This window comes from Nocardia wallacei (assembly GCF_029868745.1).
Taxonomy (GTDB): domain Bacteria; phylum Actinomycetota; class Actinomycetes; order Mycobacteriales; family Mycobacteriaceae; genus Nocardia; species Nocardia wallacei_B.
Genome location: NZ_JARWOP010000163.1, coordinates 1 through 25,574, shown reverse-complemented (window position 1 = coordinate 25,574; position 25,574 = coordinate 1). Strand labels below are relative to the sequence as shown.

The 25,574-nt window shown below is 66.5% G+C and carries 28 protein-coding genes and 1 pseudogene; 18 read left to right on the top strand and 11 right to left on the bottom strand.

Annotation, left to right across the window (positions count from 1 at the left end; all coding sequences use genetic code 11):
• Nucleotides 1–95 precede the first annotated feature (95 nt).
• The 5 genes from QH470_RS13430 to QH470_RS13405 all read left to right on the top strand — a co-directional run bounded on the left by QH470_RS13430 (nucleotide 96) and on the right by QH470_RS13405 (nucleotide 4,577).
• The gene (locus QH470_RS13430) at nucleotides 96–1,232 is read left to right on the top strand and encodes a DNA recombination protein RmuC (RefSeq protein ID WP_280272666.1); all 1,137 of its coding nucleotides are present in this window, start codon (nucleotides 96–98) and stop codon (nucleotides 1,230–1,232) included.
• Nucleotides 1,233–1,290: 58 nt separating this feature from the next.
• The gene (locus QH470_RS13425) at nucleotides 1,291–2,094 is read left to right on the top strand and encodes a DUF6542 domain-containing protein (protein ID WP_280272665.1); all 804 of its coding nucleotides are present in this window, start codon (nucleotides 1,291–1,293) and stop codon (nucleotides 2,092–2,094) included.
• A gap of 944 nt (nucleotides 2,095–3,038) precedes the next feature.
• Nucleotides 3,039–3,254 (top strand): hypothetical protein, encoded by a 216-nt coding sequence (locus QH470_RS13420; protein ID WP_280272664.1) that lies wholly within the window; start codon nucleotides 3,039–3,041, stop codon nucleotides 3,252–3,254.
• Nucleotides 3,235–3,744, top strand: coding sequence for a DUF6879 family protein (locus QH470_RS13415; protein ID WP_280272663.1), 510 nt, complete (start codon nucleotides 3,235–3,237; stop codon nucleotides 3,742–3,744). The genes QH470_RS13420 and QH470_RS13415 overlap by 20 nt, the downstream gene beginning before the upstream one ends.
• Entirely contained in the window at nucleotides 3,741–4,577 is an 837-nt protein-coding gene (locus QH470_RS13405; protein WP_342228440.1) for a helix-turn-helix domain-containing protein, read from the top strand. Before QH470_RS13415 ends, QH470_RS13405 begins: the two co-directional genes overlap by 4 nt.
• Before the next feature lie 885 nt (nucleotides 4,578–5,462).
• Here QH470_RS13405 and QH470_RS13400 read toward each other — a convergent pair.
• Nucleotides 5,463–6,467 carry a 4-hydroxy-3-methylbut-2-enyl diphosphate reductase gene (locus QH470_RS13400; protein WP_280272662.1) on the bottom strand — a complete coding sequence of 335 codons (1,005 nt, stop codon included), beginning with the start codon at nucleotides 6,465–6,467 and terminating at the stop codon, nucleotides 5,463–5,465.
• A 208-nt stretch (nucleotides 6,468–6,675) separates the two neighbouring features.
• Here QH470_RS13400 and QH470_RS13395 point away from each other — a divergent pair, with 208 nt between their 5' ends.
• From QH470_RS13395 to QH470_RS13380, 4 genes are read left to right on the top strand one after another with little or no spacing between them, the layout of a single operon-like run.
• The gene (locus QH470_RS13395) at nucleotides 6,676–7,335 is read left to right on the top strand and encodes a lipid droplet-associated protein (RefSeq protein WP_280272661.1); all 660 of its coding nucleotides are present in this window, start codon (nucleotides 6,676–6,678) and stop codon (nucleotides 7,333–7,335) included.
• Nucleotides 7,332–8,627 carry an exodeoxyribonuclease VII large subunit gene (xseA, locus tag QH470_RS13390; RefSeq protein WP_280272660.1) on the top strand — a complete coding sequence of 432 codons (1,296 nt, stop codon included), beginning with the start codon at nucleotides 7,332–7,334 and terminating at the stop codon, nucleotides 8,625–8,627. Before QH470_RS13395 ends, xseA begins: the two co-directional genes overlap by 4 nt.
• Nucleotides 8,614–8,847, top strand: a complete 234-nt coding sequence (locus QH470_RS13385) for an exodeoxyribonuclease VII small subunit (protein ID WP_280272659.1) — start codon at nucleotides 8,614–8,616, stop codon at nucleotides 8,845–8,847. The genes xseA and QH470_RS13385 overlap by 14 nt, the downstream gene beginning before the upstream one ends.
• Nucleotides 8,844–9,188 (top strand): VOC family protein, encoded by a 345-nt coding sequence (locus QH470_RS13380; RefSeq protein WP_280272658.1) that lies wholly within the window; start codon nucleotides 8,844–8,846, stop codon nucleotides 9,186–9,188. The genes QH470_RS13385 and QH470_RS13380 overlap by 4 nt, the downstream gene beginning before the upstream one ends.
• Nucleotides 9,189–9,203: 15 nt before the next feature.
• Here QH470_RS13380 and QH470_RS13375 read toward each other — a convergent pair whose 3' ends face one another.
• Together QH470_RS13375 and QH470_RS13370 are read right to left on the bottom strand one after the other, a co-directional pair.
• Nucleotides 9,204–10,091 carry a phosphotransferase family protein gene (locus QH470_RS13375; protein WP_280272657.1) on the bottom strand — a complete coding sequence of 296 codons (888 nt, stop codon included), beginning with the start codon at nucleotides 10,089–10,091 and terminating at the stop codon, nucleotides 9,204–9,206.
• 370 nt (nucleotides 10,092–10,461) lie between these two features.
• On the bottom strand, nucleotides 10,462–11,028 hold the full coding sequence (locus QH470_RS13370; protein ID WP_280272656.1) for a DUF4245 domain-containing protein: 567 nt from the start codon (nucleotides 11,026–11,028) through the stop codon (nucleotides 10,462–10,464).
• A 286-nt stretch (nucleotides 11,029–11,314) separates the two neighbouring features.
• Between QH470_RS13370 and glpX the strand changes: the two genes are divergently transcribed.
• The 4 genes from glpX to QH470_RS13350 all read left to right on the top strand — a co-directional run bounded on the left by glpX (nucleotide 11,315) and on the right by QH470_RS13350 (nucleotide 15,103).
• The gene (glpX, locus tag QH470_RS13365; protein WP_280272655.1) at nucleotides 11,315–12,358 is read left to right on the top strand and encodes a class II fructose-bisphosphatase; all 1,044 of its coding nucleotides are present in this window, start codon (nucleotides 11,315–11,317) and stop codon (nucleotides 12,356–12,358) included.
• A 9-nt stretch (nucleotides 12,359–12,367) separates the two neighbouring features.
• Nucleotides 12,368–13,309 carry a phosphotransferase family protein gene (locus tag QH470_RS13360; protein ID WP_280272654.1) on the top strand — a complete coding sequence of 314 codons (942 nt, stop codon included), beginning with the start codon at nucleotides 12,368–12,370 and terminating at the stop codon, nucleotides 13,307–13,309.
• A gap of 51 nt (nucleotides 13,310–13,360) precedes the next feature.
• The gene (locus tag QH470_RS13355; protein WP_280272653.1) at nucleotides 13,361–13,606 is read left to right on the top strand and encodes a TFIIB-type zinc ribbon-containing protein; all 246 of its coding nucleotides are present in this window, start codon (nucleotides 13,361–13,363) and stop codon (nucleotides 13,604–13,606) included.
• A 90-nt stretch (nucleotides 13,607–13,696) separates the two neighbouring features.
• Nucleotides 13,697–15,103 carry a class II fumarate hydratase gene (locus QH470_RS13350; RefSeq protein WP_280272652.1) on the top strand — a complete coding sequence of 469 codons (1,407 nt, stop codon included), beginning with the start codon at nucleotides 13,697–13,699 and terminating at the stop codon, nucleotides 15,101–15,103.
• A gap of 7 nt (nucleotides 15,104–15,110) precedes the next feature.
• Here the strand turns inward: QH470_RS13350 and QH470_RS13345 are convergent, their stop codons facing one another.
• The gene (locus QH470_RS13345; RefSeq protein WP_280272651.1) at nucleotides 15,111–16,295 is read right to left on the bottom strand and encodes an FAD-dependent monooxygenase; all 1,185 of its coding nucleotides are present in this window, start codon (nucleotides 16,293–16,295) and stop codon (nucleotides 15,111–15,113) included.
• Between the two features lie 108 nt (nucleotides 16,296–16,403).
• Here QH470_RS13345 and QH470_RS13340 point away from each other — a divergent pair, with 108 nt between their 5' ends.
• Together QH470_RS13340 and QH470_RS13335 are read left to right on the top strand one after the other, a co-directional pair.
• Entirely contained in the window at nucleotides 16,404–17,120 is a 717-nt protein-coding gene (locus tag QH470_RS13340) for a TetR/AcrR family transcriptional regulator (RefSeq protein WP_280272650.1), read from the top strand.
• Between the two features lie 66 nt (nucleotides 17,121–17,186).
• Nucleotides 17,187–17,627 carry a limonene-1,2-epoxide hydrolase family protein gene (locus QH470_RS13335; protein ID WP_187686919.1) on the top strand — a complete coding sequence of 147 codons (441 nt, stop codon included), beginning with the start codon at nucleotides 17,187–17,189 and terminating at the stop codon, nucleotides 17,625–17,627.
• 40 nt (nucleotides 17,628–17,667) lie between these two features.
• Here QH470_RS13335 and QH470_RS13330 read toward each other — a convergent pair whose 3' ends face one another.
• The 4 genes from QH470_RS13330 to QH470_RS13315 all read right to left on the bottom strand — a co-directional run bounded on the left by QH470_RS13330 (nucleotide 17,668) and on the right by QH470_RS13315 (nucleotide 21,480).
• On the bottom strand, nucleotides 17,668–18,525 hold the full coding sequence (locus QH470_RS13330) for an acyl-ACP desaturase (protein WP_280272649.1): 858 nt from the start codon (nucleotides 18,523–18,525) through the stop codon (nucleotides 17,668–17,670).
• 121 nt (nucleotides 18,526–18,646) lie between these two features.
• Nucleotides 18,647–19,171, bottom strand: coding sequence for an LGFP repeat-containing protein (locus tag QH470_RS13325; RefSeq protein WP_280272648.1), 525 nt, complete (start codon nucleotides 19,169–19,171; stop codon nucleotides 18,647–18,649).
• Nucleotides 19,172–19,388: 217 nt separating this feature from the next.
• Nucleotides 19,389–20,681: an RNA 5'-3' helicase PhoH2 gene (phoH2, locus tag QH470_RS13320; RefSeq protein WP_400182884.1), complete on the bottom strand. Its 1,293-nt coding sequence runs from the start codon at nucleotides 20,679–20,681 to the stop codon at nucleotides 19,389–19,391.
• 427 nt (nucleotides 20,682–21,108) lie between these two features.
• Nucleotides 21,109–21,480 carry a DUF488 domain-containing protein gene (locus QH470_RS13315; RefSeq protein WP_280272646.1) on the bottom strand — a complete coding sequence of 124 codons (372 nt, stop codon included), beginning with the start codon at nucleotides 21,478–21,480 and terminating at the stop codon, nucleotides 21,109–21,111.
• Nucleotides 21,481–21,550: 70 nt separating this feature from the next.
• Between QH470_RS13315 and QH470_RS13310 the strand changes: the two genes are divergently transcribed.
• From QH470_RS13310 to QH470_RS13300, 3 genes are all read left to right on the top strand, one after another.
• Complete coding sequence (locus tag QH470_RS13310) at nucleotides 21,551–21,823, top strand: hypothetical protein (protein WP_280272645.1); 273 nt, start codon at nucleotides 21,551–21,553, stop codon at nucleotides 21,821–21,823.
• Between the two features lie 121 nt (nucleotides 21,824–21,944).
• Nucleotides 21,945–22,931: an LLM class F420-dependent oxidoreductase gene (locus tag QH470_RS13305; protein ID WP_280272644.1), complete on the top strand. Its 987-nt coding sequence runs from the start codon at nucleotides 21,945–21,947 to the stop codon at nucleotides 22,929–22,931.
• A 76-nt stretch (nucleotides 22,932–23,007) separates the two neighbouring features.
• On the top strand, nucleotides 23,008–23,322 hold the full coding sequence (locus QH470_RS13300; protein ID WP_280272643.1) for a glutaredoxin domain-containing protein: 315 nt from the start codon (nucleotides 23,008–23,010) through the stop codon (nucleotides 23,320–23,322).
• Nucleotides 23,323–23,340: 18 nt separating this feature from the next.
• Here QH470_RS13300 and QH470_RS13295 read toward each other — a convergent pair whose 3' ends face one another.
• The 3 genes and pseudogenes from QH470_RS13295 to QH470_RS13285 form a co-directional block, all read right to left on the bottom strand.
• Nucleotides 23,341–23,979, bottom strand: coding sequence for a DUF5753 domain-containing protein (locus QH470_RS13295; RefSeq protein ID WP_280272698.1), 639 nt, complete (start codon nucleotides 23,977–23,979; stop codon nucleotides 23,341–23,343).
• An 18-nt stretch (nucleotides 23,980–23,997) separates the two neighbouring features.
• A pseudogene (locus QH470_RS13290) lies at nucleotides 23,998–24,192 on the bottom strand (helix-turn-helix domain-containing protein); the annotation flags it as partial.
• Nucleotides 24,192–24,725, bottom strand: coding sequence for a DUF6879 family protein (locus QH470_RS13285; RefSeq protein WP_342228439.1), 534 nt, complete (start codon nucleotides 24,723–24,725; stop codon nucleotides 24,192–24,194). The pseudogene QH470_RS13290 and the gene QH470_RS13285, both read right to left, overlap by 1 nt.
• Between the last annotated feature and the right edge of the window lie 849 nt (nucleotides 24,726–25,574).

The window sequence follows — 25,574 nt, the reverse complement described above, 5'->3', positions numbered from 1 at the left end:
CGAAGATGTCCCGAAACGCCACCGGACCCGACGCGGCGCGGGGGGATTGTCCGGATTCCCGTAGTTGTCGGTGGCATGGGGCACTATCTGCACCCATGACCGCATCGATGCTGTGTGCGTTGTTGTTGGTATTCGCCGCCGGAGCCGGGCTCGGGTGGCTGGGGCATGCCGCGCGATCGGGGCGGCGTGCGGCGGCCGCCGAGGCCCAGCTGGCCGCGCTGCGCGACAACGAGAGACTGCTCCGGCAGTCGCTCGGCGCCGCGAACGAGGATGCGGCGCGGCGCAATTCGCAGGCCGTGGGCAGTCTGGTGGACCCGCTGCGCGAGGCGGTGGGCGCGCTGAATCAGCATCTGCGGCAGGTCGAGCACAACCGCGTCGACGCCTATTCCGGACTGCGGGAGCAGGTGGCGGGGATGCAGCGGGTGTCGCACCAGTTGTCCACGCAGACCGGCCAACTGGTGTCGGCGCTGCGGGCGCCGCAGGTCCGCGGGCGCTGGGGCGAGATCCAGTTGGAACGGGTGGTGGAGCTGGCCGGAATGTCGCGGCACTGCGATTTCGACACCCAGGTCAGCGCGTCCGGTCAGGACGGCGGCGTGCGCCCGGACCTCGTGGTGCGAATGGCCGGCGGCCGTCAGATCGTCGTCGACGCCAAGGTCCCGCTGACCGCCTACCTGGACGCCACCGCAGAGACCGAGCCGCGACCGCGCGGCGAACATCTCGCCCGGCACGCCAAACACCTACGCGCGCATGTCGACCAACTGGCCGACAAGGCGTATTGGACGGCCTTCGACCCGTCGCCGGAATTCGTGGTGCTGTTCGTGCCGGGTGACCCGTTCCTGGACGCCGCGCTCACCGCGGACTCCGGGCTGTTGGAATATGCCTTCGGCCGGAATGTGATTCTCGCCACGCCGACGACGCTGATCGCGCTGCTGCGCACGGTCGCCTTCGGCTGGCGGCAGGAGGCCCTGTCGCGAGATATGGCAACGGTGCAGCAATTGGGGCGGGAGTTGTATACGAGACTGGGCACCACCGGCCGCCACCTGGACCGCCTCGGCGCTCAACTGGGAAAGGCCGTGGATGCTTTCAACCACACCGTCGCCGCGGTGGAGTCCCGGGTGATGGTGACCGCCCGCCGGCTGCACGAGCTGGACATCGGCGACCGGGAGGTCCCGGCAATCGCCCGGGTGGAGTCCTGGCCGCGGGCCGTCGGACTGGTCGAGACCAGCGAGTAACCTGCCCATCCGCCCGGCCTCGAGACACGTCTCGGCCGGGGCAGATAGTGTGCTTTACGTGGCAGCTACCCAACGCGAGCGATCCGAGGTACCGGCATCGCACCGCTCGATCATTCCATCGGTGCCCGGCGTTGCCGCCGGTGCGGCGGTGCTGATCGCGGTGGCGTGTACGTTCATCGGGTTCTTCATCGATGCAGGCAGCAGCGGCAAGGAGCTGACCGGCACCTTCGCGATCTGCTACGTCGTGGGGTGCGTGCTGGCCGCGCTGGTCGTGCGTTATCGCGGTCTGTTCACCACGATGGTGACGCCGCCGCTGCTGCTGTTCGTGTCGGTCCCGCTGGCGTATCAGCAACTGCTCGGCCGTAGTTCCACGTCGGTGAAGGACGTGCTGCTGAATCTGGCGATCCCGCTGGTGAACAGGTTTCCGACGATGGCGGTGGCCACGGTGCTGGTACTGCTGATCGGCGGGGGTCGCGTATTGATGCACCGGCAGGAGGCCGCGCGTACCGGTGGCGACCGCACCCGTAAATCCTCGCCCCGGAGCCGGAATCCGCGGTCGGGTGATCGCACGCGCCGTAGCCGGGCCGCGAGTTCGTCGGACACGCTGCGTCGCCGAGCCCGTTCGTCGGCCGCCGATGCCGACCCGGAACCTGCGCCACGCGCGAGCCGTCGCGCCTCGGGCCGTGTGGCGGAACGGCCGCCGCGCGTCTCCCCCGCCAAAGCGGCGTATCCGCGCGCCAATTCGGACCGCGCCACGCCCGACCCGGCCGCGCGCCGATCCCGAGCACAGCGCAACGGAGATGTCCCGCCCCACCCGCGCCCGAATGTGCGCTACCGCGACTCCGGGCGCATCGAGCGCTGACGACGGGCATACCGCCCCCAACGACGGACCTCCACACGCCCCATTCCCACGTCACGTAATTAGTCGCGACACCGGATCATCTCCGAGGGCCAGGGGCGTTTTGCGTTGACAGCTGCTCCCGATGCGGAATTCCGCAGTAACCCACGTTCCTCACAGATGCGGCGCAACCGTTCCTCGGTGCCGCACCCATGACCTTCATGCAACCCCAGATTGAACACCAATGCTGAGACTCCCGGCGGCGTCGGTTGGGTCAGATCAACCTCATACGGGCACGCTCGGGGCTGGGTCACGCCAGTCTCCGAGCTGCCCGAGCCTGCGCTTCGCTTCCGAACGCCCCGCGCGTCGTTGCACCCGGCCTGCCAAGCGGACTGCACCCAGCGCTGAGCGAACGATTCCGACATCGTGAACTCAGCTTCCGATCCCAGCGCCCGACCGGCCGTCAAGTCAACCTCGAAGCCATCCAACGGCGTCCCTGTAGCGCCCGAAACCATCGCTCTGGCAACGGGTTCGATTGAACGCTTACGACTCGCGGTAGTCCACAACTGAAGACCGGGCGCGTGGATAATCCACCGCTCGCCGCAGCAATGAACCTTGATCAAGTAGTGCTTCACGGTTCCTCCCGAAGTGGTACGGCGCCCGGCACCGGGGAAGTCATTTCGACCCGGTACTGGGGGCTTTGGTCAGAAGGTATGAACCGAGCCGGACCACGGTCTACCGTCATGCACAATCGTGCACAAGTCGAAAGTTCCCTGTGCATACCAAGCATCACCACGCCACAATCAGAGACGTACGTGCAACTTCATGCATGACACACGGAGGTAAGCGCGATGCAGCTACGTTTTCTCGGCAGAGGTGGGAGCACCAATAACGGGTGTCCTAGCTTGTACGCCACAGACCAAGACACGTACCTAGTGCAAGGCTGGGAGACGAATATGGTTGGCACAGTGGAAATTCCGCACTTGCTGACCGGGTTTGCCGAACCGGATACGTTCATCGGTGCCACGTTGACCGACACCGGCCGGGGAACGTTCAGCGTCGCCGGCCGACCGGTCACCGAGCCGGACGTACTTAGCAGGTTGACCTTGGCGGAAGATGAGACTGCGATCGAGGTTCCGAAACAACCACGGAGGTTCTACGGCAATGCTGCTGGTGCCCGATGAAGGGTTTCCGGACCTACTCCGGACCTGCGAGCGGGAAGCGTTTCATCTCGAAGTGCTCGACTCGTACGCCGAGCCGGGGGAGAGTGAACCGTTCCGGCGGTTCCTAGCCGATGAGCCGGACGATTACGGATGGTTCGAACCGTGGACGGACCTAGTACAGGAGACCGTCGGCCGGGGAGTCTCGGTGACCCGGGTTCGTATTGTCTCGGTGCCTCACACCGAATACACCCGGTTCTCTATGCGGATCGCTGAACTCAACACCGCCGCAGGCGAGGACATCCGGTATCTGCCCCGGCATGAGGCTGGGGAAGTCCCGCCGGATGATTTCTGGTTGTTCGATGATGAAACAGTCATCTACTCGGCTTTCGGAGTGTCAGGCGGCTGGTCCGGCGTAGTCACCACCGACCTGCACATTGCGGCATACGCCCTAGGGCTGAAACAACGGTTCTGGCCTCTCGGTACTCCTTTCCGGGAGTACGTCTTCAAGTGACTGGTCCAGTAGGCCAACAGCGCGAATCTCTCGGGGCTCGGCTCCGGGAGATTCGCTTTACCGCCGGGTTGTCCGGAGCCGAACTTGCACGCCGTAACGGTTGGGACCCGTCGAAGGTATCCAAAATCGAATACGGACGAATCAAACCGTCTCTAGAAGATATTAGCGCATACTGTCGCGACTGCGTGGCGCAGGACCAATTGGCGGACCTGCACGCTACCCGCCAGAACATAGATACCGCCTACCTTGAATGGCGAAAAGTTCTCGGCACCGGAACAAAGCGACGGCAGCAAGCATCGATCAAGTGGGAATCCGAGGCTCGAATACTTCGGTCGTTCGAACCGACGTTGATTCCGGGACTACTGCAAACCGCCGAATACGCTACCGGCATCCTCCGCAAAGTAATCGAATTCCAACAGATACCCGACGACTTGGATGCGGGCGTGTCTAAGCGAATGGAACGACAACAAGTCTTGTACCGACGTGACCACTTATTTCATTTCATTATCGGTGAACAAGCTTTGTACACCACAGTAGGAGACGATCAAACGATGATCGGTCAGCTGGACCGACTCCTAGCCGTTCAAGGCATGCCCCGGATAACCATCGGGGTAATTCCGTTCACGGCTCCGTTCGAAACGGCTACAACCAGTTTCCTGATGTTCGACTCGAAAATGGTCCTGGTGGAAAACATCACGGCAGAGTTGAACATCACTCAACCGCGCGAGATTCGCGTATATCACCGGACTTTCGATGTGCTGGTGGGGCAATCTGTGACTGGCGAGGCTGCACGGAGATTGGTCCGGAGAGCAATTGATGCAAGGAGCCGCTGAGTACGTGCGGCATGTCGCATGTGGGCTTACGCTGTTTTCTGGAACCTATGAGTCAGAATAGGTACACGGTTAATCCCGTGTGAGCTGGCGTTACTAGCAACCCCGTACATTGCGTGGCGCACGAATCGAAGAGGATGGAAAAGGCCCAAAAGGCAGCGAAAGCAGCTGAGGAGATACAGCATCGGCGTTAGCTGATTAGAGAGTGGCGCGAAGGAATCCGCGCGGCACACGTGGAACACGTATCCGATAAGAAGCAGGACTTCAAGTCAAGAAGGTCCACTTCCGAACATTACCGGATATCCCTGGTTCGAGTCACTGCGCCCACACCTAAAACTTTCTCAGATGGAATTGCAGAATATTTCCGAGAATTTCGGCCAGCGGGAGGAGGCTAACGACCGGGGATACCGCGTATCGGTCTCATGCCGCTGCGCCATGGGCATCTACCCCGGCGGGCTAGCCCCGCCGAACTATTAGAAGCGCGACACAACCGTTACGGCTTTGGCGGATTCCTCGGGAAAGACCGGGGATCGTCTTCTTGACATCCCAGGCCTGGCACTCTTCGGCGAAGTGGCCGGAACAGATTTGCAAGGGCATTGATAAATCTCCGCGCGGTTCTCAGGCGGCGCACCCCGAAGGGCGAAGATACAAACAGCCGATCCACAGACGGCCGTTATTGCGGCAGTTCTTCCCGCGTCCATACCGACTTAACCTTCCTTGGTCAAAGAAAGGCATCAACGGCCTCACCTGTGACCAGATGTGTATTCATCTTGGTAAGGTGACGGCTCAATTCGTCTAACCGGCAAGACTTTAGACCAATCAGACTGGTTGCACAAACCGTCTCGACACCGAGTATTGTGCCGGTCGGCGGTGCGGCGGCGAGAGAATTCAGCTGCGGGCGGCGCGCAGTTCGCGCGGGAGGGCGAAGACCAAGGTTTCGTTGGCGGTGGTGACCGGCTGGACCTCGCCGTAGCCGTGCTCGGCGAGCAGGTCCAGGACGCCGCGGACGAGGATCTCCGGGACCGAGGCGCCGGAGGTGACGCCGACGGTGCGGACGCCCTCGAACCAGGCCGGGTCCACCTCGGCGGCGAAGTCCACCAGGTAGGAGGCGCGGGCGCCGGCGTTCAGGGCGACCTCGACGAGGCGCTTGGAGTTGGAGGAGTTGCGCGAGCCGACCACGATCACCAGATCGCACTCCGGCGCCATGGCCTTCACCGCGGTCTGACGGTTGGACGTGGCGTAGCAGATGTCGTCCGACGGCGGATCCTGCAGCTTGGGGAAGCGCTCGCGCAGCCGCTGGACCGTCTCCATGGTCTCGTCGACCGAGAGGGTGGTCTGCGACAGCCAGATCACCTTGTTCTCGTCGCGGACGGTGACAGTGTCCACGGCGTCGGGGCCGTCGACCAGCTGCACGTGCTCGGGGGCCTCGCCGGCGGTGCCCTCCACCTCCTCGTGGCCCTCGTGGCCGATGAGGAGGATGTCGAAATCGTCGCGGGCGAAGCGCTTGGCCTCCTGGTGCACCTTGGTGACCAGCGGGCAGGTGGCGTCGATGGTGTGCAGACTGCGTTCGGCGGCGGCCTTGTGCACCGCCGGAGACACGCCGTGCGCGGAGAAGACCACGACGGCGCCCTCGGGCACCTCGTCGGTCTCGTCGACGAAGATCACGCCGCGCTCGCGCAGCGTCTCCACCACGTGCCGGTTGTGCACGATCTCCTTGCGGACGTAGACCGGCGCGCCGTGCTTGTCCAGCGTGCGCTCCACGGTCTCCACCGCGCGATCCACCCCGGCGCAGTAGCCGCGCGGCTCGGCGAGCAGCACGCGCTTGGCCGCACCGGACGCGCCGGAGCCGGCCGACCGGGCGATTCCGACATTCAACGGGATAGCCGAGGACATGCCCCACAGCTTACGTGCGTGCAAAACGACGCGCCCAGGCGACGGCACCGCCACGCGGGTACGACACGCCCGCCGACGAGGGCATCGGCCGCGCGGCCCGGCGCACCCCGGCGGCACCACCCGTCACATCGGCTGATTAAGTGGTCACATGGGTAACTCACGCGGCCCCACTCTTTGCATCACACCGCGTTTCGGGCACGCTATGAGCATGTTTCGACCGCCGTTTCTCGCCCGTGTCGCTGCCGGGGCCGCCGTGTACGCCATCGAAGAAACCCGTCGGCTACCCACGGCGGCAGCGAATTTCCCGATCACCGCGATCAGTCAGCTGCTGCAGACCACGATGCACGCGCAGCAGTTCGTGACCAGCCTCGCTCTCAAGGGCGACGCCGTGTTCGACCGCCTCGCCAACCGTCCGGTCGAACAGCCCGAGTGGGCGACTTTCGACGAGGACACCGAGTTCGAGCAAACCTTTCGCGATATCGCCGAGGCCGCCCGGGTGAGCGCGTTCGATCGGTATTCCGAACCGGAGCCGGAAACTGCTCCCGAAGCGACCGCCGCACCGGAGGCCGAAACAGTCGCGGAACCGGCGGACGAAACGGCCCCGGCGGTGACGCCGGAGCCCGAGCCCGAGCCCGAAACAGCGCTCGCCGCAACGGCTTCCAGCAACGGCGCGGTCGAGGTGATCGAACCGGAGGTCGCCGCCCGCTACGACTACACCAACATGACGCTGGCGCAGCTGCGCGCCCGCCTGCGCGTGTTCAGTGTCGAAGATCTCACCGCCCTGCTCGACTACGAGCAGCAGACCCGCGACCGGGCGCCGTTCGTGACCATGCTGACGAACCGGATCGCCACCGTGCGGGCGAAGTGACCGAACCCCGGACGACGCCCGACAGCGACCGCCCCGGCGCCTCGCCCGAGCACCCGTGGCCGGTGCGCAGCATTGCCGTGAAGGTCGCGCAGTGGATCGACCGGCTCGGCAGCATCTGGGTGGAGGGGCAGATCACCCAGATCTCCTTGCGCCCCGGCACCCGCACCGCGTTTCTGGTGTTGCGTGATCCGGCCGCCGACATGTCGCTGTCGGTGAGCTGTGATCCGCAGTTGTTGCGCGGTTCGGCGGTGCCGTTGCAGGAGGGCAGCCGGGTCGTGGTGTACGGGAAGCTCACCTATTTCACCGGCCGTGGGACGATCTCGTTGCGCGTCACCGAGATTCGCCCGGTCGGCATCGGTGAACTGCTCGCCCGGATCGAGCGGCTGAAGGCGCTGCTGGCCGCCGAGGGACTGTTCGATCCGCGTTTGAAGCGCCCGATTCCGTTCCTGCCCAAGGTGATCGGCCTGATCACCGGCCGGGCGAGTGCCGCCGAACACGATGTGCTCACGGTGGCGCGGGAGCGCTGGCCCGCGGTCCGGTTCGAGGTCCGCAACACCGCGGTGCAGGGACCGACCGCGGTCCCCCAGATCTTGGACGCGCTGGCCGAACTCGACCGCAACCCCGATGTCGAGGTCATCGTGCTGGCCCGCGGCGGCGGCAGCGTGGAGGATCTGCTGCCGTTCTCCGACGAGGCCCTGTGCCGCGCCATCGTGTCCGCGACCACGCCGATCGTGAGCGCGATCGGCCACGAGCCGGACAACCCGATCTCCGACCACGTCGCCGACCTGCGCGCGGCCACCCCGACCGATGCCGCCAAACGCGTCGTTCCCGACGCCGCCGCCGAACTGGCGCTGGTGCGAGAGCTGCGGGAGCGATCGGCGGCGGCGCTGCGCGGCTGGGTCGAGCGGGAGTCGCGCGCCCTGAGCCAGCTGCGTTCCCGGCCCGTGCTGGCCGATCCGCTGCGGCTGCTCGAGCAGCGGCACGACGAGGCCGAGCGATTGCGCAACGCCGCGCGCCGGGCCGTCGAACACTGCCTCGACGCCCAGTCCACCACCACCCGGCACCTGCGCGACAAGCTCACCGCCGTCGGGCCCGCCGCCACGATGGCCCGCGGATACGCTGTGGTGCAGCGCGTTTCGGGCACGGAGCGACACGTGATCCGCGCCGTCGCCGACGCACCGCCCGGCAGCCAGCTGCGGATCCGGGTCGCCGACGGGGCGATCAGCGCGGCCGCACTGGGCAGCCAAGGGTTGGGTGGTAAGACGAAGGAGGCCGAGAATGACCGACAGTGACCTCGCCGAAATCGAGACGTTCGGCTACGAGCGCGCCCGCGACGAACTGGTCAACGTCGTGAAGATGCTGGAACAGGGCGGCATGGACCTGGACGACTCGCTGGCGCTGTGGGAGCGCGGCGAGGCGCTGGCGAACCGCTGCGAGGAGCATCTCGCCGGCGCCCGCAAGCGGGTCGAGGACGCCCTGTCCCGCCGCGACGCCGAGGGCGGGCAGTCGTGAGCATCCGCCGGGTGGTCCCGGACCTGCGCCCCGCCGACCTGGAACGCACCCGGGTCTTCTATCGGCAGCTCGGCTTCGAGGAGGTGATGGACCTCGGCTGGGTCGTCACGCTCGCGTCGCCGTCGAACCCGACCGCGCAGATCCTGCTCATCGGGGCGAATGCCGAAGGCCCGCAACCGGATATCAGCGTCGAGGTCGACGATGTCGATGCCGCGCACGCCGCGATGGTCGCCGCCGATGCCGAGATCGTCTACGCGCTGCGCGACGAACCGTGGGGCGTGCGCCGGTTTTTCGTCCGCGACCCGGACGGCACCGTCGTCAATGTCGTGAGCCACCGCTGACCGGAGCCGCCCGGTTCAGCTCAGCATGCGCACGAGTCGTTCGTGCACGGTGCGCCAGAGGTCGGGGCCGAGGTCGTGCTCGGCGAGCATCTCCAGCATGCGCACCATCTGCAGGGCTCGAACGCGCGGCACCAGACCGGGTTCACGCGGGTCGATACCCACACCGTCCAGGAAGGCGGGCCAGGCGGCGGTGAATACGGCCGGGCCGGAGAAGCTCACCGACCAGGCCCACCAGGCCACGTCGTAGAGCGGGTCGGCCAGCCGCACCGATTCGAAGTCGAGCAGGCCGGTGATGGAGGTGCCCTCGACGAGCACGTTCACCGGCGCGAAATCGCCGTGCGCCAGCACCGTCGGGCGGCCGTCGAACAGTTCGGGCAGATCGGCCAGTACCTCTTCCAAGGTGTCGCTCTGCTGGGACGAGAGCGCGGGGGCCAGGCATTCGGCCCAGGCGTCGGCGCGGGCGGAGAGGTAGCGCGGACGGGCCCAGGAATCGTCGAGATCCAGGTCGTCGCCGGGCAATTCGGAGAAATCGGCGAGCAGGGCGCCCATCGACCAAGCCACCAGGGGGAACCGCGGGCTCTTCGGGCCGGTCTCCGGGCTGTCCGGCACCGGGACTCCCGGTAGTGCCTCGAACACGGCCCACGGCGGGTCGGCGTCCAGGTCGGAGCGGCGGATGACCGGGATCGGAATGCCCTTGTCCGCGGCGGGTTCGCGTAAGGCCTCCATGATCCGTACGCGGCGCTCGGCGTCGGCGCGGCGTCTGTAACGCTGCAGGACCACACGGGTTTCGTCGGCGAGGGTCACCAACTCGGTGCGGTTCTGAACACCCCACTCGGCCGGCATTGCTTCGCTGACAGGCTGACCCACTGCCCGCTCCAGCCAGCCGACGTCCGCGCGTTCCACTTGCCTGACGTTAGCGGGCGTACCCCTCCCGACGCTACGAAACTGTGCCGAGCGACAGTCCCGATCCGCGCCGTCCCGGTGCCGGTGGCTGCTGCGGGTGCGCGAAAAAGGTTGGGCACCAATGCAAGAGCCGACCGTTTAGGGAGAGCATCCTCGCGAAATCGTCGTCATCCCGGCATGTTCTTGGCCGGGCTCCACACCCATGCAGATGGATTCCGGCCAAGAACATGCCGGAATGACGGGAAGGGTTCATGCCGGAATGACGGGAAGGGGTCATGCCCGGAGGACGGGAAGGGGTCATGCCGGAATGGCAGGAACGGTTTCGTGCCGGAACCACGAAGGGGTAGCGCTGCAACCCTATCTGGGGCCACTAAGGCGAGATGGGCTGTGCCGCACCGGCAGCGCCGGCCAGCGTCTTGTACGCCTCTTGGTTACCCGCGCCCTTGACCAGCACTCGGACCGCGCCGAAGTCGGAAACCCAGGCGGGCTCGCTGCCCTCGACGTGATACACCGTCCACGACCGATCACCGATCTGCTGGGTGCCGCCACGGGCACGAGTACCCAGCAGGTGGTTGGCGAGCGCGTCGGCGGTGGCGGCGGATTGGGTCAGCTGCATGTACGTGCCCTGCGGTGTGATGTAACCGACCGTGCTGGCAGCTCCCCCACCGTTCCCCGACACCGTGTCACGGCTGCCCGAGTTCGGTTGCCAGCCCTCCGGCAGGGCAGGTTCGCGAATCGGAAACGGCAGCGTGCGCGCATCGTCCCGCAACGCGGCGTGCACGTCGAAGTTCGGGATCTTCCCCGGCGTCGGACCGTCGGCGGAGAAACTGCACTGGCTGGCGATCGCGGCGATCACCAGGCAGATCAGCACCAGCGGAATCAGCGACCAGAACAAGTCCCGATAGTCCTGCATGATCCGCGGCTTCTGATAAGACACAACCCCAAGTATGCAGTGTTGTCGGCCTCCGCTTCGCTCCGGCGGGGGCGCGGCCCCCTCGGCTCGTTTCTTCCCTCCTCCGCTCCTCCGCTTCGCTCCCCCGCTCCGTCAGTCCAGAAACGAGCCGGGCCGCGCCCCTGTGTCGTTACCCGCAAAGAGAGGGATGGGCACTCCGTGGCGACCCGCGTGTCGAGGCATCGGACACTTGGACGCTAGTACCTGAACTCTTGCTCGAGGGGTCTGCGACAATTCAGGGCGCAGGACACAACTCTAGGAGGCATCCCACATGACGGCACCTACGCCCGCATCCAGCCGCCGTGAGGCCCCGGACCGTAACCTCGCGCTGGAATTGGTCCGGGTGACCGAGGCCGGGGCGATGGCGGCGGGGCGCTGGGTCGGCCGCGGTGACAAGGAGGGCGGCGACGGTGCCGCGGTGGACGCGATGCGGCAGCTCGTGGCCACGGTGTCGATGCGCGGCATCGTCGTGATCGGCGAGGGCGAGAAAGACGAGGCGCCCATGCTGTACAACGGCGAGGCGGTCGGCGACGGCACGGGGCCCGAGGTCGACTTCGCCGTGGATCCGATCGACGGCACCACGCTGATGTCGAAGGGCTCGCCCGGGGCTATCGCGGTGCTGGCGGTGGCCGAGCGGGGCTCGATGTTCGACCCGTCGGCCGTGTTCTACATGGAGAAGATCGCGGTCGGGCCGGACGCCGCCGACGTGATCGATCTGTCCGCCCCGATCGCGGAGAACCTGCGCCGGGTGGCCAAGGCCAAGAACTCCTCGGTGTCGGACCTGACCGTGTGCGTGCTGGACCGGCCGCGGCACGCCCGGCACATCCAGGAGGTGCGCGACGCCGGCGCCCGCATCCGACTGATCTCCGACGGTGACGTCGCCGGCGCCATCGCCACCGCGCGCCCGGACTCCGGTACCGACATGCTGATCGGCGTCGGCGGCACGCCCGAGGGCATCATCGCCGCCGCCGCGATGCGCTGCATGGGCGGCGAACTGCAGGCTCAGCTGGCGCCGAAGGACGACGAGGAGCGGCAGAAGGCGCTCGACGCCGGCCACGACCTGGACCGCATCCTGACCACCGAGGACCTGGTCTCGGGCGACAACGTCTTCTTCTGCGCCACCGGCGTCACCGACGGCGACCTGCTGCGCGGCGTGCGCTACTTCAGCGGCGGCGCGTCCACCCAGTCCATCGTGATGCGCTCGAAGTCGGGCACGGTCCGCATGATCGACGCCTACCACCGCCTGACCAAGCTGCGCGAGTACTCCTCGGTCAACTTCAGCGGCGACGAGGACGCCGTCCCGCCGATGCCCTGACCCTCCGCGATGACGACGGGCGACCTGTTCGCCGAACTGATCCGCGTGGCCCGGGAGGCCGGGGCCGAGGGAATACCCGAGGTGCTGTCCGACCGGGCCGACGGCCAGGTGGTCCGCGTGGGCGCGCTGGTCGTCAAGGCGCACCCCGCCGCCACCGACCCGCTCGCCCTGCGCGCCCGGCTCCGAACGGCAAGCGCCGCACCGTTACGCGACATCCTCGTGGCACCGCTGACGATCCACGGCGACCTGCTGTGCTTCGTCCACGAACGCCCGGTCACGGCCTGGCCCCACGGCATCCCCGTCGATCCCGGCGATCCGGATTCCGCTCCCTGGGAGCAGAGCGCGACCCTGCTCGCCCGCCTGCACCGCATCGCACTCGCCCGAACACGAGTAGACGACGAAAACCCACAGAACGCCGGGCATCCAGAGCACCTACCCCACCGTTTCCCGATAGCCGGTGCGCCCGCCCGCGTGCACCGTGCCATCGCCCGGCTGCGCGGCGCTCACACCGCCTCGGCCGCCACCAAAGCCGTGCTTCGCGCCTTCGACACCCTCCCGCCCCTGGACAACGCACCGAAGACGCTGGTACACGGCGACTTCCACCTGGGCCAGCTGGTACGTCTGGACGAAAACCGTTGGCGGCTCATCGATGTCGACGATCTGGGCGTGGGTGACCCGGTGTGGGATCTGGCGCGGCCCGCGGGCTACTTCGCCGCGGGCATTCTCGAACCGCTTGCCTGGCAGCGGTTCCTGAACGCCTATCGGCGTGGCGGCGGTCCGGCGGTGCCGCCGCGCGGAGACGAGTGGGCGGCGCTCGACGTTCCGGCGCGGGCGCTGGTGGTGCAGGCCGCCGCCCTCGCGGTGGCGAAGTCCCCTGCGGGCCTGGACGATCTCGACCTCGCGTTGATCGATGCGTGCGTGCGTATGACGGCGCTCCCGTATGGTGGGTGACGCATATGGCACGGCCCGCATACGTGCCGCGAAGCTTAGGGAGCGAATGGGATGCAATGCCCGAAATGTCACGGTTTCATGCAGACCTACAACCGCAGCGGTGTGCAGATCGAACAGTGCACCAACTGCCGCGGCATCTTCTTGGACTACGGTGAACTCGAGCATCTGACCAGCCTCGGCTCCGGCTTCGGCGCGCCGCCGCCCCCGGGCGCGGGCCCGGCCTGGGGCGCCCAGCATTACGGCCACGGGCACAAGCACCACAAACGCGGTTTCGGCAAGATGCTGTTCTCGTCCTGAACTATTCCCGGACCAGCGGTCGCGCCCGTGTGCGAAAGCACTCAGGCGTGGCAGCCCACCTCGACCGCACGCGGGCTTAGGGTCGAAAGCATGACCGACGACCAGACGCAGTACCGCATCGAACACGACACCATGGGCGAGGTCCGCGTGCCGGTGAACGCACTGTGGCGCGCGCAGACCCAGCGAGCCGTCGAGAACTTCCCGATCAGCGGCCGTGGCTTGGAGCGCGCCCAGATCCGCGCGCTCGGCCTGCTGAAGGCGGCCTGCGCCACGGTGAACAAGGACCTCGGCCTGCTCGACGCCACCAAGGCGGACGCCATCGTCGCCGCGGCCACCGAGATCGCCGAGGGCCGCCACGACGACCAGTTCCCCATCGACGTGTTCCAGACCGGTTCGGGCACCAGCTCCAACATGAACGCCAACGAGGTCATCTCCGGTCTGGCCGCCGGTAGCGGAATCACGGTGCACCCCAACGACGACGTGAACATGTCGCAGTCGTCCAACGACACCTTCCCCACCGCCACTCACCTGGCCGCCACCGAGGCCGTGGTCCGGGATCTGATTCCGGCCCTCGACCATCTGCGGCTGCGGTTGCTGGACAAGTCCACCGAGTGGCGGACCGTGGTGAAGTCGGGCCGTACCCATCTGATGGACGCGGTGCCGGTCACGCTGGGCCAGGAGTTCGGCGGCTACACCCGGCAGGTGCAGGCGGGGATGGAACGCCTGATCGCGACGCTGCCCCGGCTGGGTGAGCTGCCCATCGGCGGCACCGCGGTCGGCACCGGACTGAACGCGCCCGCCGGTTTCGGCGCGAAAGTCGTTGCGGAACTGCGCAAGTCGACCGGCCTCGACGAATTGACCGAGGCACAGGACCATTTCGAGGCGCAGGCCGCCCGCGACGGTCTGGTGGAGGTGTCGGGCGCGCTGCGCACGGTCGCGATCAGCCTCACCAAGATCGCGAACGATATTCGCTGGATGGGCTCGGGCCCGCTGACCGGCCTGGCCGAGATCCAGCTGCCGGATCTGCAGCCGGGTTCCTCGATCATGCCCGGCAAGGTGAATCCGGTACTGCCGGAGGCGGTTACGCAGGTGGCCGCGCAGGTGATCGGCAACGACGCCGCGACCGCCTGGGGCGGCGGCAACGGCGCCTTCGAGCTGAACGTCTACATCCCGATGATGGCGCGCAACGTCCTCGAGTCGATCCGCCTGCTGGCCAACGTGTCCCGGCTGTTCGCCGACAAGTGTGTCGCGGGCCTGACCGCCGACACCGAGCGGCTGCGCCGGCTGGCCGAGTCCTCCCCCTCCATCGTCACACCGCTGAACTCGGCCATCGGTTACGAGGAGGCGGCCGCGGTGGCGAAGGAAGCGCTGAAGGAACACAAGACCATTCGGCAGGCCGTCATCGATCGTGGCCTCATCGGCGACACACTGTCCGAAGCGGAGCTGGACCGCAGGCTCGACGTGCTGTCGATGGCGAAGGTGGACGGCGAGAAGTAACACCGTCTCAGCGGCCGGCCGCGATCGCCTCGTAGTCCCGCAGCTCGATATCGTTGGCCGCGTTGTCGGCGTATTTCAGCATCAGGTCGAACAGCCGGGAACCGAGGAACCAGTTGCGAACCCGGATGCCCCACGCCGTCTTCGGCGCCAGGAAGTGACCTGCGTTGGAGTTTCCGGCGATCTTGGCGTAGCGGCGCATGACCTCGTCGTAGCGGGCGTACGCCGCGACGTGGTCGCCGCCGGCCGCCGCCAGCTCACCGGCCAGTACATAGGCGCCGACGACGGCGAGCCCGGTCCCGAAGCCGCCCAAGGTATTTCCGTAGGCGGAGTCGCCGACCAGCGCCACCCGGCCCTTCGTGTAGCCGTCCTTCATCCGCACCTGACCGATGGAATCCAGGTAGAAGTCGTCGAGTTCGCCGAGCCGGGCGAGCATGCCGGGCACCTCGCCACCCATGCCCGCGAATCGCTCGGTCACGATACGGCGCTGCGCCGCAACGTCTTTGCGGTCGTAGTCGAGTTGGGGCGCGGCGAACATGTACATCTGCGACGCCTTCGATCCACCCTTGACGGCCAGCCGCCCCGGCGCACTCCAGGTATGAGAGATGTTGCGCTGCTTGCTGTCCGGGTCGTGGCCCCAGCCCGGAGCGCCCGCCAGGCAGTAGTAGTAACCGAGGTGACGAACATAGTCGCGCTCCGGCCCGAAGGCCAGCCGCCGCACGACCGAATGGATTCCGTCGCAGCCGACGACCAGGTCGAAGGTGCGGGTTCGCGCGCGCTCGAACCGCACCCGCACGCCCTGCTCGGTCTCGGTTAGTTCGGTGATCGAGTCGCCGAACAGGTACTCACAGCTGCCCGCGGTGCGCTCGTAGAGCAGCTCCGCCAGGTCGCCACGCAGGATCTCGACATCGCCGCCGGTGAATTCGCCCGAGATGACGGCGCGTTCGCGACCTGAGTCGTCCAGATACACCATGTCGGTCTTGCCGGTCTGACGGCGCTGGATCTCCTCCCAGATACCCATCCGCTCCAGCACGGTGCGGTGCGTGGCGCCCTTGAAATCGACGGCCTGACCGCTGCGGCGCAGCGCCGGCGCGCGCTCCACGACGGTGACGTCGAAGCCGTACCGGTCGAGCCAGTAGGCGAGGGACGGACCGGCGATGCTGGCGCCGGAGACGAGGACGGTGGTCTTGCGCATGAGGAGAACTCCTTCATTAACTGCGTCCGGCGGACGCTGTTGATGAAGATTAGCGTATGCTGGACGCAGATTCTCGTCAAGCGGGAACTATCGGGAAGGATGGGGACCATGTCGGCACCGAGCACCCTCGACCTGTTGTGGGGTGCCCCGCAGCGCCCCAAGCGCGGGCCGAAACCCTCGCTCACGCTGGAACGGATCGTCGGCGAGGCGATCACCCTCGCGGATGCCGAGGGTTTGACCAACCTGTCGATGCAACGCCTGGCCGAGCGGCTGGGCTGCGCGAAGATGGCGCTGTACCGCTATGTGCCCGGCAAGACCGAACTCACCGCCCTCATGCTGGACGCGGCCATGGGTACGCCGCCGTCCTCGTCGCCCGCCGCGCCCGCCTGGCGCGACGATTTGCGGATGTGGTCCGAGACCATCTTCGACCGCATGCGCGACCATCCCTGGACGCTGGAGCTGGCCAACGGCGTGCGGCCGATGGGCCCCAACGAGATCGCGTGGCTGGAGAGCGCGCTCTCGGCCCTGTCCGAGTTGCCCCTCACCGGCGCGGAACGCCTCGACACGGTGGTGCTGCTGCTCGGTCACGTCCGCAGCCTCGTGCAGCAGGTCGGCCCGGCCGGCGCCGACGACGATCTCGAGGCGCGGCTCGCCGAACAGATCGGGCAGGTCCTGGGCGCCCACGCCGACCGATATCCACACGTCGTCGCGGCCTTCGCCGACAACGCCGCGGACCCCGCCACCCTGCGCAACAAGGCGCTGTCCTTCGGTATCGACCGCATTCTCGACGGCATCGCCGCCCTGATCGCCGACCGGGCGCGCTGAAAGCCGTTGCGCGAAACAACGGCCGGAACATGGCCCGAGCGACCCCGCGGCGCTTACAGTCGGAACATGTCCGAGCTACCCGAGTTACAGCAGGATGCGATCACCACGGTGCGCGAATTCTTCGCGGCGCTGGAAGTGGGCGCGGTGCACGAGGCCCTCGATCTCGTCGATCCCGACATCGTCTGGAAGAACACCTCGCTGCCCGATGTCCGTGGCGCCGGCCGCGTGGCCGGGCTGCTGCGCGGATTGAACCGGCCGTCGTTCGGTTTTCGCGCCGACATGCACCACATCGCCGCGGAATCCAACGGCTCCCCCGCCGCCGAGGGCAGCACGGTGCTCACCGAGCGCACCGATTACCTGCGCGCCGGGCCCGTCGAGATCGCCTTCTGGGTCTGCGGCACCTTCGAGATCGTGGACGGCCGCATCACCCTGTGGCACGACCACTTCTCCTGGGAGAACTTCCTGCGCGGCACCGCGGTAGGGCTCTGGCGCGCCGTACGCCGCTGAACCCGGCGGGGCGCCGATCGACCGACGCCCCGCGCCTACCTCAGCGGCGCAAGTGCGCCAGTTCGGCGCGCGCCGCCTCACCCACGTCGGTGAAATCGGTGCGGGAGAAGATGTTCCAGCGCTCCAACAGGGGCGCGAAGACCAGCTCGCCCTCGCGGGCCGGATCGTAGATGCCCGCCTCGGCCAGTACCTCGGTGCTGTTGCGGCCGCCGGGCAGCGAGACCTCGGGGACGCGGAACGCGGCGACCTGATCGGCGATGGCCCGCACGGTCTGGTCGGGCGCCAGGTCCAGTCCGGCGGCGACGAGATTGGCGAAGAACACCGCCTGCAGTTCGTCGTCGGCGGCGAGCCGCTCGGCGATCGCGGTCACCAGCGGATTCTCCTGCAGCGCGGCGGTATTGCGATGCCGCACCGCGGCGGCGGTCTCCTCGAAGGCGTTCGCGGCCAGCACATCCAGCAGATGCAGCGACGGACGGCGGAAACCGTCGGTCATATGCGCCATCCGCAGCCGCTCCAGCTCCACCGGGTCCACCGAGCGGGACACCATCAGATAGTTGCGGATCAGGATCTCGTGCCGGTTCTCCTCGGCCGTCCACCGGCCGACCCATCGCCACCACGGGCCGGTGCGCAGATATTTGCCGAGTTCACGGTGATACGAGGGCAGATTGTCGGCGATCAGGACGCTGACGGTGAGCGCCAGTCGCGCCACCTCGCTCAGCTCGGATTGTCCCTGCTCCCAGTCGGTTCCGCCGAGGAAGGCGAAATTCCGGCCGTCGTCCCAGGGCACGTGGTCGTGCGGTTGCCAGCCATCCGCCACGGCCATGTGCCGCCGCAGGTTCTCCTCCACCTCCGCCGCCAGCGATTCCAGCAGTTCACGGTCGGTCAACAGAGTTTGCACCCCGACAACCTACCCAGTCCGCCCGGCGAATGGGAAAGGCTCCGCCGAACACGCAGACAATCCACAGCAACGGCCCCGGAACCGTTGGGACGTTTCCGGGGCCGAGTGCGGGTCGGAGAATCTACTTCTCGGTCACCGTGGTCTTGCGGTCGCCGGCGTTCCAGCTGATACTGCCGCCGGTGAAGTCGCTCTGCTTGCCGCCGCTGATGTCCTTCTCGTCGGTGGTCGGGTAGCCGAGCTTGCTGTTCACCCCGCCGCTGTTCTCCCATTCCTGGCGGATGTCACCCCACACCACATGCGACCCGGTCTGCTCGCTCCAGCAGATGAGACCGGCCGTGAACTCCTGGCAGGAGCCGCCGTCGGGGCCGCTCACGGCCGCCCCGGTGGGCTCGCCCAGCGCGCCGGTCGGCCCGCCCGTCTCGTTGTACTTGGCGAGAACCTGCCCGGCGACGGCGATCTCACCGTTCTGAGTGGCGATCTTGGTTTCGGTCGCCGCGCCGCTCTCGTTGCCCATCTCGTGCTCCGAGGTGGTCGCCGGCGTGGTGGTGGCGGGCATGGTGGTGGCCGAGGCGGAACTACTCGAATCGTTGTTGTCGTCGTCGTTGCTGCAGCCGGTGAACAACAGGGCCGCGGCAGCGATCGTCATGGTGCAAGCCGCCGAACGTCGAGCGAAGTGGTGCATGTCCATCCTCTCGAAAATGGTTGCCGGTGGCGCCACTACGACGCCACCGGCAACTCAGGCCGTTGCCCGGCTATGGTCCGGCGAATTGAAGCTCGTCACCCGAAACCAACGCCGAACAGGTATCCCGTGGAAATATACCCGTCAGCCTGTGAGGTGAAACACATACCAAGGATTTGCTGACCTACGCGTTCGGCCCGTACTCCTCCAGCATCTCGGTGACCAGCGCGGCGATCGGCGATCGCTCGCTTCGGGTGAGCGTCACGTGCGCGAAAAGCGGGTGCCCCTTGAGCTTCTCGATCACCGCCGCCACCCCGTCGTGCCGGCCGACACGCAGGTTGTCACGCTGGGCGACGTCGTGGGTGAGCACCACCCGCGAGCCGCTGCCCAACCGGCTCAGCACCGTCAGCAGCACGTTGCGCTCCAGCGATTGCGCCTCGTCCACGATCACGAACGAGTCGTGCAGCGAGCGGCCCCGAATGTGGGTCAGCGGCAACACCTCCAGCATGCCGCGCGCCAGCACCTCCTCCATGACCTCCGGGCTGGCCAGGCCGTCGAGGGTGTCGAACACCGCCTGCGCCCACGGGCCCATCTTCTCGCTCTCGGAACCCGGTAGATAGCCCAGTTCCTGACCGCCGACCGCGTACAGCGGCCGGAACACCACCACCTTGCGCTGAGATCGCCGCTCCAGCACCGCCTCCAGGCCCGCGGTCAGCGCCAGCGCCGATTTGCCGGTGCCGGCCTTGCCGCCCAGCGACACGATGCCCACGCTCTCGTCGAGCAGCAGATCCAGCGCGATGCGCTGCTCGGCGGAGCGACCGTGCAGTCCGAACGCCTCGCGGTCCCCGCGCACCAACTGCAACCGCTTGTCCGACGTCACCCGGGCCAGTGCGCTGCCGTTGGCGCCCAACAGCCGGATCCCGGTGTGGCAGGGCATGTCCCGGACCTCGTCGAGATCGATGACGCTCTCCGCGTACAGCCGGTCGACGGCCTCGGGAGCGACCTCGAGTTCGGCCATACCGGTCCAGCCCGACGTGACCACGTCCTGCGCGTGGTACTCGTCGGCGTGCAGACCCACCGAGCTGGCCTTCACCCGCATCGGAATGTCCTTGGACACCAGCGTGACCGAGCGGCCCTCGGCGGCCAGATTCAGCGCACAGGCGAGGATGCGGGAATCGTTGCTGTCGGTGCGGAACCCGACCGGCAGCACCTCCGGATCGGTGTGGTTCAGCTCCACCTGGAGCGTGCCACCCTCGGTGCCGATCGGCACCTGCTCGTCCAGCCGCCCGTGCACCACCCGCAGATCGTCCAGCATGCGCAGGGACTCCCGCGCGAACCAGCCGAGTTCGTGATGGTGCCGTTTGCCCTCGAGTTCGCTGATCACCACGAGCGGCAGCACCACGTGATGCTCGCCGAAACGCGTGATGGCCCAGGGATCCGATAACAACACGGAGGTGTCGATGACGAAGGTTTTCAACCCGGATTTCCGGGCAGTCTGCGAGGTGGAAGCTCCCTTTCCGGAGCGTGCGCTCTGGGTCGAGCGGGCTTTCGCCGAGGGAGCGATGACGGAGCGTGCATCAGTCACGGTGGGCTCCTTTGTTGTTCGTACAGCACCCGTACGAACGTTCTCGCTGGGCCGGTCCGCCCTGGGGTCAGTGGACCCGAGGGCCGGGCGCCGGCCCCCTCGCACTGAATTTCTCAGCCACGATCAGGACCTCCCGCACGAGCCACACCGCCGCGGCCCGCACATCCGACGTTACTGCGCATCCGCGATTCCGGCTCCCGAGATCGCAGGCGTGTCGGTGAATATGTCGTTAACGCGGCGCACGTATACCCAATTCAGCGAAAGTTCAAGCTATGACACACATCTCATTTCGGATGGGTCGCCGAGTGGACCGAGTTCGTTAGCGGTCGAGTAGCTCCAACAGTACCGAAACGTGGCTGTGCGCCGGATCCCGAACCGCGGTCACGAGCGTGACGCGACCTCCGGCAACCAACTCGCGCAGTCTCGCCAGACCCCGCTGGGGCTCATACGCAGCAAGTTCCGCCAGGTAACGGTCGCGAAACTCGGCTTCGCGCGACTGCGGGTCGGCATGGAACCAGCGGCGTAGTTCGTTCGACGGTGTCACGTCCTTCGCCCACTCGTCGATGCGTGCCTGATGTTTGCCGATGCCGCGCGGCCACAGCCGGTCGACCAGTACCCTGGCGCCGTCGGAATCCTCGGGCGGGTCGTAGACACGCTGCACGCGGAAACCGCCCGCGGGTTGCTGTGCCATGGCTCCATGGGAGCACAGTCGCGGGCCGCGATAGCGGACCACACGCCGCGGCACCGGATAGAGTCGACTCATGGCCGATGTTGAGCAACTGGAGCAGCTGTCGTCGAAGGAGCTGCACGACCGGGCCGTGAAGTACGCCGTCCGGCACGGCGATATCCGGTTCCTGTGGCGGCTGCTCGAGCAGATTCCCGCCGCCGCGGCCGCCTCCGGCGACATCGGCGAGAGCGAGGCCGACATCAAGTACGTGCTGCCGATGCTCGACGACTATGTGCACGCCGGCGATGGCAAGCTCGCCGAGGTGCTGCGGCCGCTGTACATCGAGTACCTGGCCGAGCACGACTGAGCCACATACACCCACATCACGCCGACAGCAAGGGCAGATCGCTCCCTGTCTCGCAGTCGTGCCGTGCGGGTAGCTTCGCGAAGGTGAGCATGTATCTACTTCCTCAGCGAAAGGTCGTCGGATGAGCATTCGCCTCGGGTACCAGATGCCGAACTTCAGTCATGCGACCTCGCCGCGCGAGCTGTTTCCCTCGGTGATCGCCCAGGCCCGGGCGGCGGAGGCGGCGGGCTTCGACGCCGCGTTCGTAATGGACCACTTCTATCAGCTGCCGGTGCTCGGTGCGCCGGAGGAGCCGATGCTGGAGGCGTACACCGCCCTCGGCGCGCTGGCCACCGCGACAGAGCGGATCCAGCTGTCCACCTTGGTCACCGGCAACACCTACCGCAATCCGGCGATGCTGGCCAAGACCGTCACCACGCTGGACGTGGTCAGCGGCGGGCGCGCGGTGCTCGGCATCGGCGCCGGGTGGTTCGAACTCGAGCACATCGGATACGGCTACGAATTCGGCACGTTCACCGAACGCTTCCAGCGACTGGACGAGGCCCTGCAGATCATCCAGCCGATGCTGCGCGGGCAGCGTCCGACCTTCGAGGGCAAGTGGTACCACACCCGCGAGGCCCTCAACGAGCCGCGCATCCGCGACGACCTGCCGATCATGCTCGGCGGCGGCGGGGAGAAGAAGACCTTCGCCCTGGCCGCCCGCTTCGCCGACCACCTGAACATCATCTGCGACGCTCCCGAACTGCCCGGCAAGATCGAGGCGCTGCGGCAGCGCTGCGCGGAGGCCGGGCGCGATCCGGCGACCTTGGAAACCAGCTTCCTCGCTTTCCTGATCGTCGACGAGGACGGCGACCGCGCCCGCGCACTGCAGGACGACCTGCTCCGGAAGCAGGCCGCCCAGGATCCCTCCGGCCCCTCGGTCGAGGAACTCCGCGAAGCACTCGGCCGCCGCCAGTTCGTCGGCGACCCCGACGATGTGGCCGACCAGATCCAGCGTCGCGTGCTCGACCACGGCGTGGACGGCGTGATCGTCAACATGGTGGCCAACGGCCACGAGCCGGGCGTGCTGGAACTGGCCGGGAAGACGCTCAGCCCCCTGGTGCACTGACCGGCCCGAATAGCCTTGGGCGGCAGCGAGACTGCTCTGGCGCGGGTAGTCGTCGTGCGCGCCTTACACTTCGGCTATGTCCGCCGACTCCGCACCCGAACTCGTCGTCTACCGCCGCGACGGCTGCCCGTACTGCGCGCGGATGCGACGAGTGCTCGATCGGCACGGCATCGTGCACCGTGAGGTCGACATCTGGAACGACCCGCAAGCGGCCGACTTCGTCCGCTCGGTCGCCTACGGCAACGAGGCCGTGCCGACCGTAGTCCTACGCGACGGGTCCGGCGAACGGCACTGGGTGAACCCACACCCGAAGGACCTGATAGCGACAGTGACCGCCGATGCGCCCACGCTCACCGGCGGCCCACGTCATTTCCGTTTCCGGCTCTGGTAGGGGCTCAGCGGGCAGGCGCTATCCCTGATCGTCCGGACTCCGTCGAATTTCCAACGCAGTCCGGATCAGCGCTCGCGCCTTCTCCCCTGTCACGGACTGACCCGCCAAGACATCGAATGCGCGGCCGTAGAGTGCGACCTCTCTCGGTTGGGTTACGGTCAATTCGGCCGTATGCCCCTCGATCTTTACCATGCGATTGTCGAACATCATGAAATTTTCGACGGATACAACGGTCTCGGCGGTGAGCGGTACGATGCCCAGCGCAACTCTCGGCATTCCGATTATCGAAAGCAGACGATCGAGTTGCCCGATCATCACGTTGTCGCCTCCCACGGTGCCGTACAAGGATTTCTCGCCGATCAGAAAATGAAATCGGCGCCCGCGTTTGTATAGAACCTGCTGACGTTCCATGCGCTTCGATACGCCACTGTCCAGGCCATTGGGAAGATTGTAGAACTGAATGACACTCCGAAGCTTGGCTTCCGCATATTCGGCGGTCTGAAGCAGCCCAGGAATCACCTGGGGCTCATAATTTCTTATGAATTGAGCTGCGGCCTCGTTCTTCATTACGAGCTGTTGCGCCCGTTTGATCCCGCCGCCCAGCACACGCCGCCACTCCAGATACGCCGAGTCGACCGCGTGAAGTGTAGCCAGCAACTCCGGTAGCTCGTCACCAGCCCCGCAATGTCGGCAGTACGCACGAATATCATCGCTCGACGGGCGCGCTTTTCCGTGTTCTATACGCGAAACCTTGGATTCGTGCCATCCTTCGCGAGCAGCGAGGTCTCGGCCTGTGACACCGGCGTCTCGCCGTATCTCCCGGAGCCGCAGGCCGAGGGCCTCCCTGCCTTCCTGAGCCGAGTTCGTCACTATCGAGCGGTCACCGGACGTTCGTAGTAGTCGCGGTAAGGTATAGCAAAGGGCCAGAGCTTCGCCTTGACCTCTCGGCAATACGTGACAATTCCGGGATCGGTCGTCGTTCCCGTACCCGCCGGTCTACCGTCGGCATCTGACAGATTGAATACCACTATTCTCTCATCGAATAGCCACCAATCGTCGGATGGCACGATTTCCGGCGGGACCGTATGCCGTGGGATATATCGAATGTCTTCGCCTGCCTCCACGTTCTCGCCCGTAACCGACAATAGCCAGCGCTGATAGCCGCTGTGCGGCACAGTGACTACCCGGATACGACCGACTCCGACACCTCGATCGGTCATATCCTGGATCAGCTGGATCCAATCGCTCTTGTCGTACTCCGGCGGCGGCTCGTCATTCAGGAATCGTCGCAGCGCCTCCGACTCGGACGGCTCCAGGTAGGAATCGCGGACTTCCATATGGAAAGCCGAGTGTCGACACTCGAGGAAGGGCCGAATCCAATCATCGAGTCCGCGAAACTCCACCGTAGTAGGTCCTCTCAGCCTTCGGTACTTCGACAGCCGTTTCGTGCAGATGCGGAAGCTCGACAGTGCCCACTCGATCCGTCCGCCATGCCTGGACGACGTACCCCTCGCCCTTGGCATACAAGGTAGGGCACCCGTTCCTGTCGGATCCTCCACTGCCGAGGAACTTCAGATTCATGACGACTTCCCCTCATCGAATACTTGCGAGTTCTTGCGATGACAAGAGACATTGTCTCGCGGAGTAATGAGCGCTGTACTCGGTTCTGTCAATATCTGCAAGTATCTGCAAGTATGTCGACCTGGTGGTATCCAGCTTCCTAGCGTCGTAGGCGGCATTTGGAGCCGGCGGAATGGGACCGGTTCGGGGTTGCCATACCGACGGCTATGAGGGGACGAGATGGAGTGGCGCACACGGATGTTCGATGGTGATGCTGAGGATGGCGGGCTCGTGGAATGCGAGGCGTCATGAATGTGCTCGGATGGCAGGTTGGCCTCGTTATCGTGATCGGAATTCCGTTGGTGGTCTTCGCGATCGCGGTTTTATGGCCGCAGCGGACGCCGGAGGACAAGTCGGTGCGGGGAATCCGTGATCGGCTCGAAGGAGAAGACGGGCGGTAAAAACGCGTCCACACTCGACAATACGACCGTGGGCCCTGGGTGGGAGGAGGGATAGACGGGGCCCGGCGGGTTGGGGACCCATGGGGGGGAGCCCCATAAGGGGGCACGCCCGCGTCGACGCGCATCGCGGAATCCACCGGCGTCGGATACACGACCGTGAGCCGCCCGCCCGCCGGGTTCAGCGGCCGCACCGAGCGCAGGTCCAGCGCGCCGTGCCCCTGCCCGACGTCG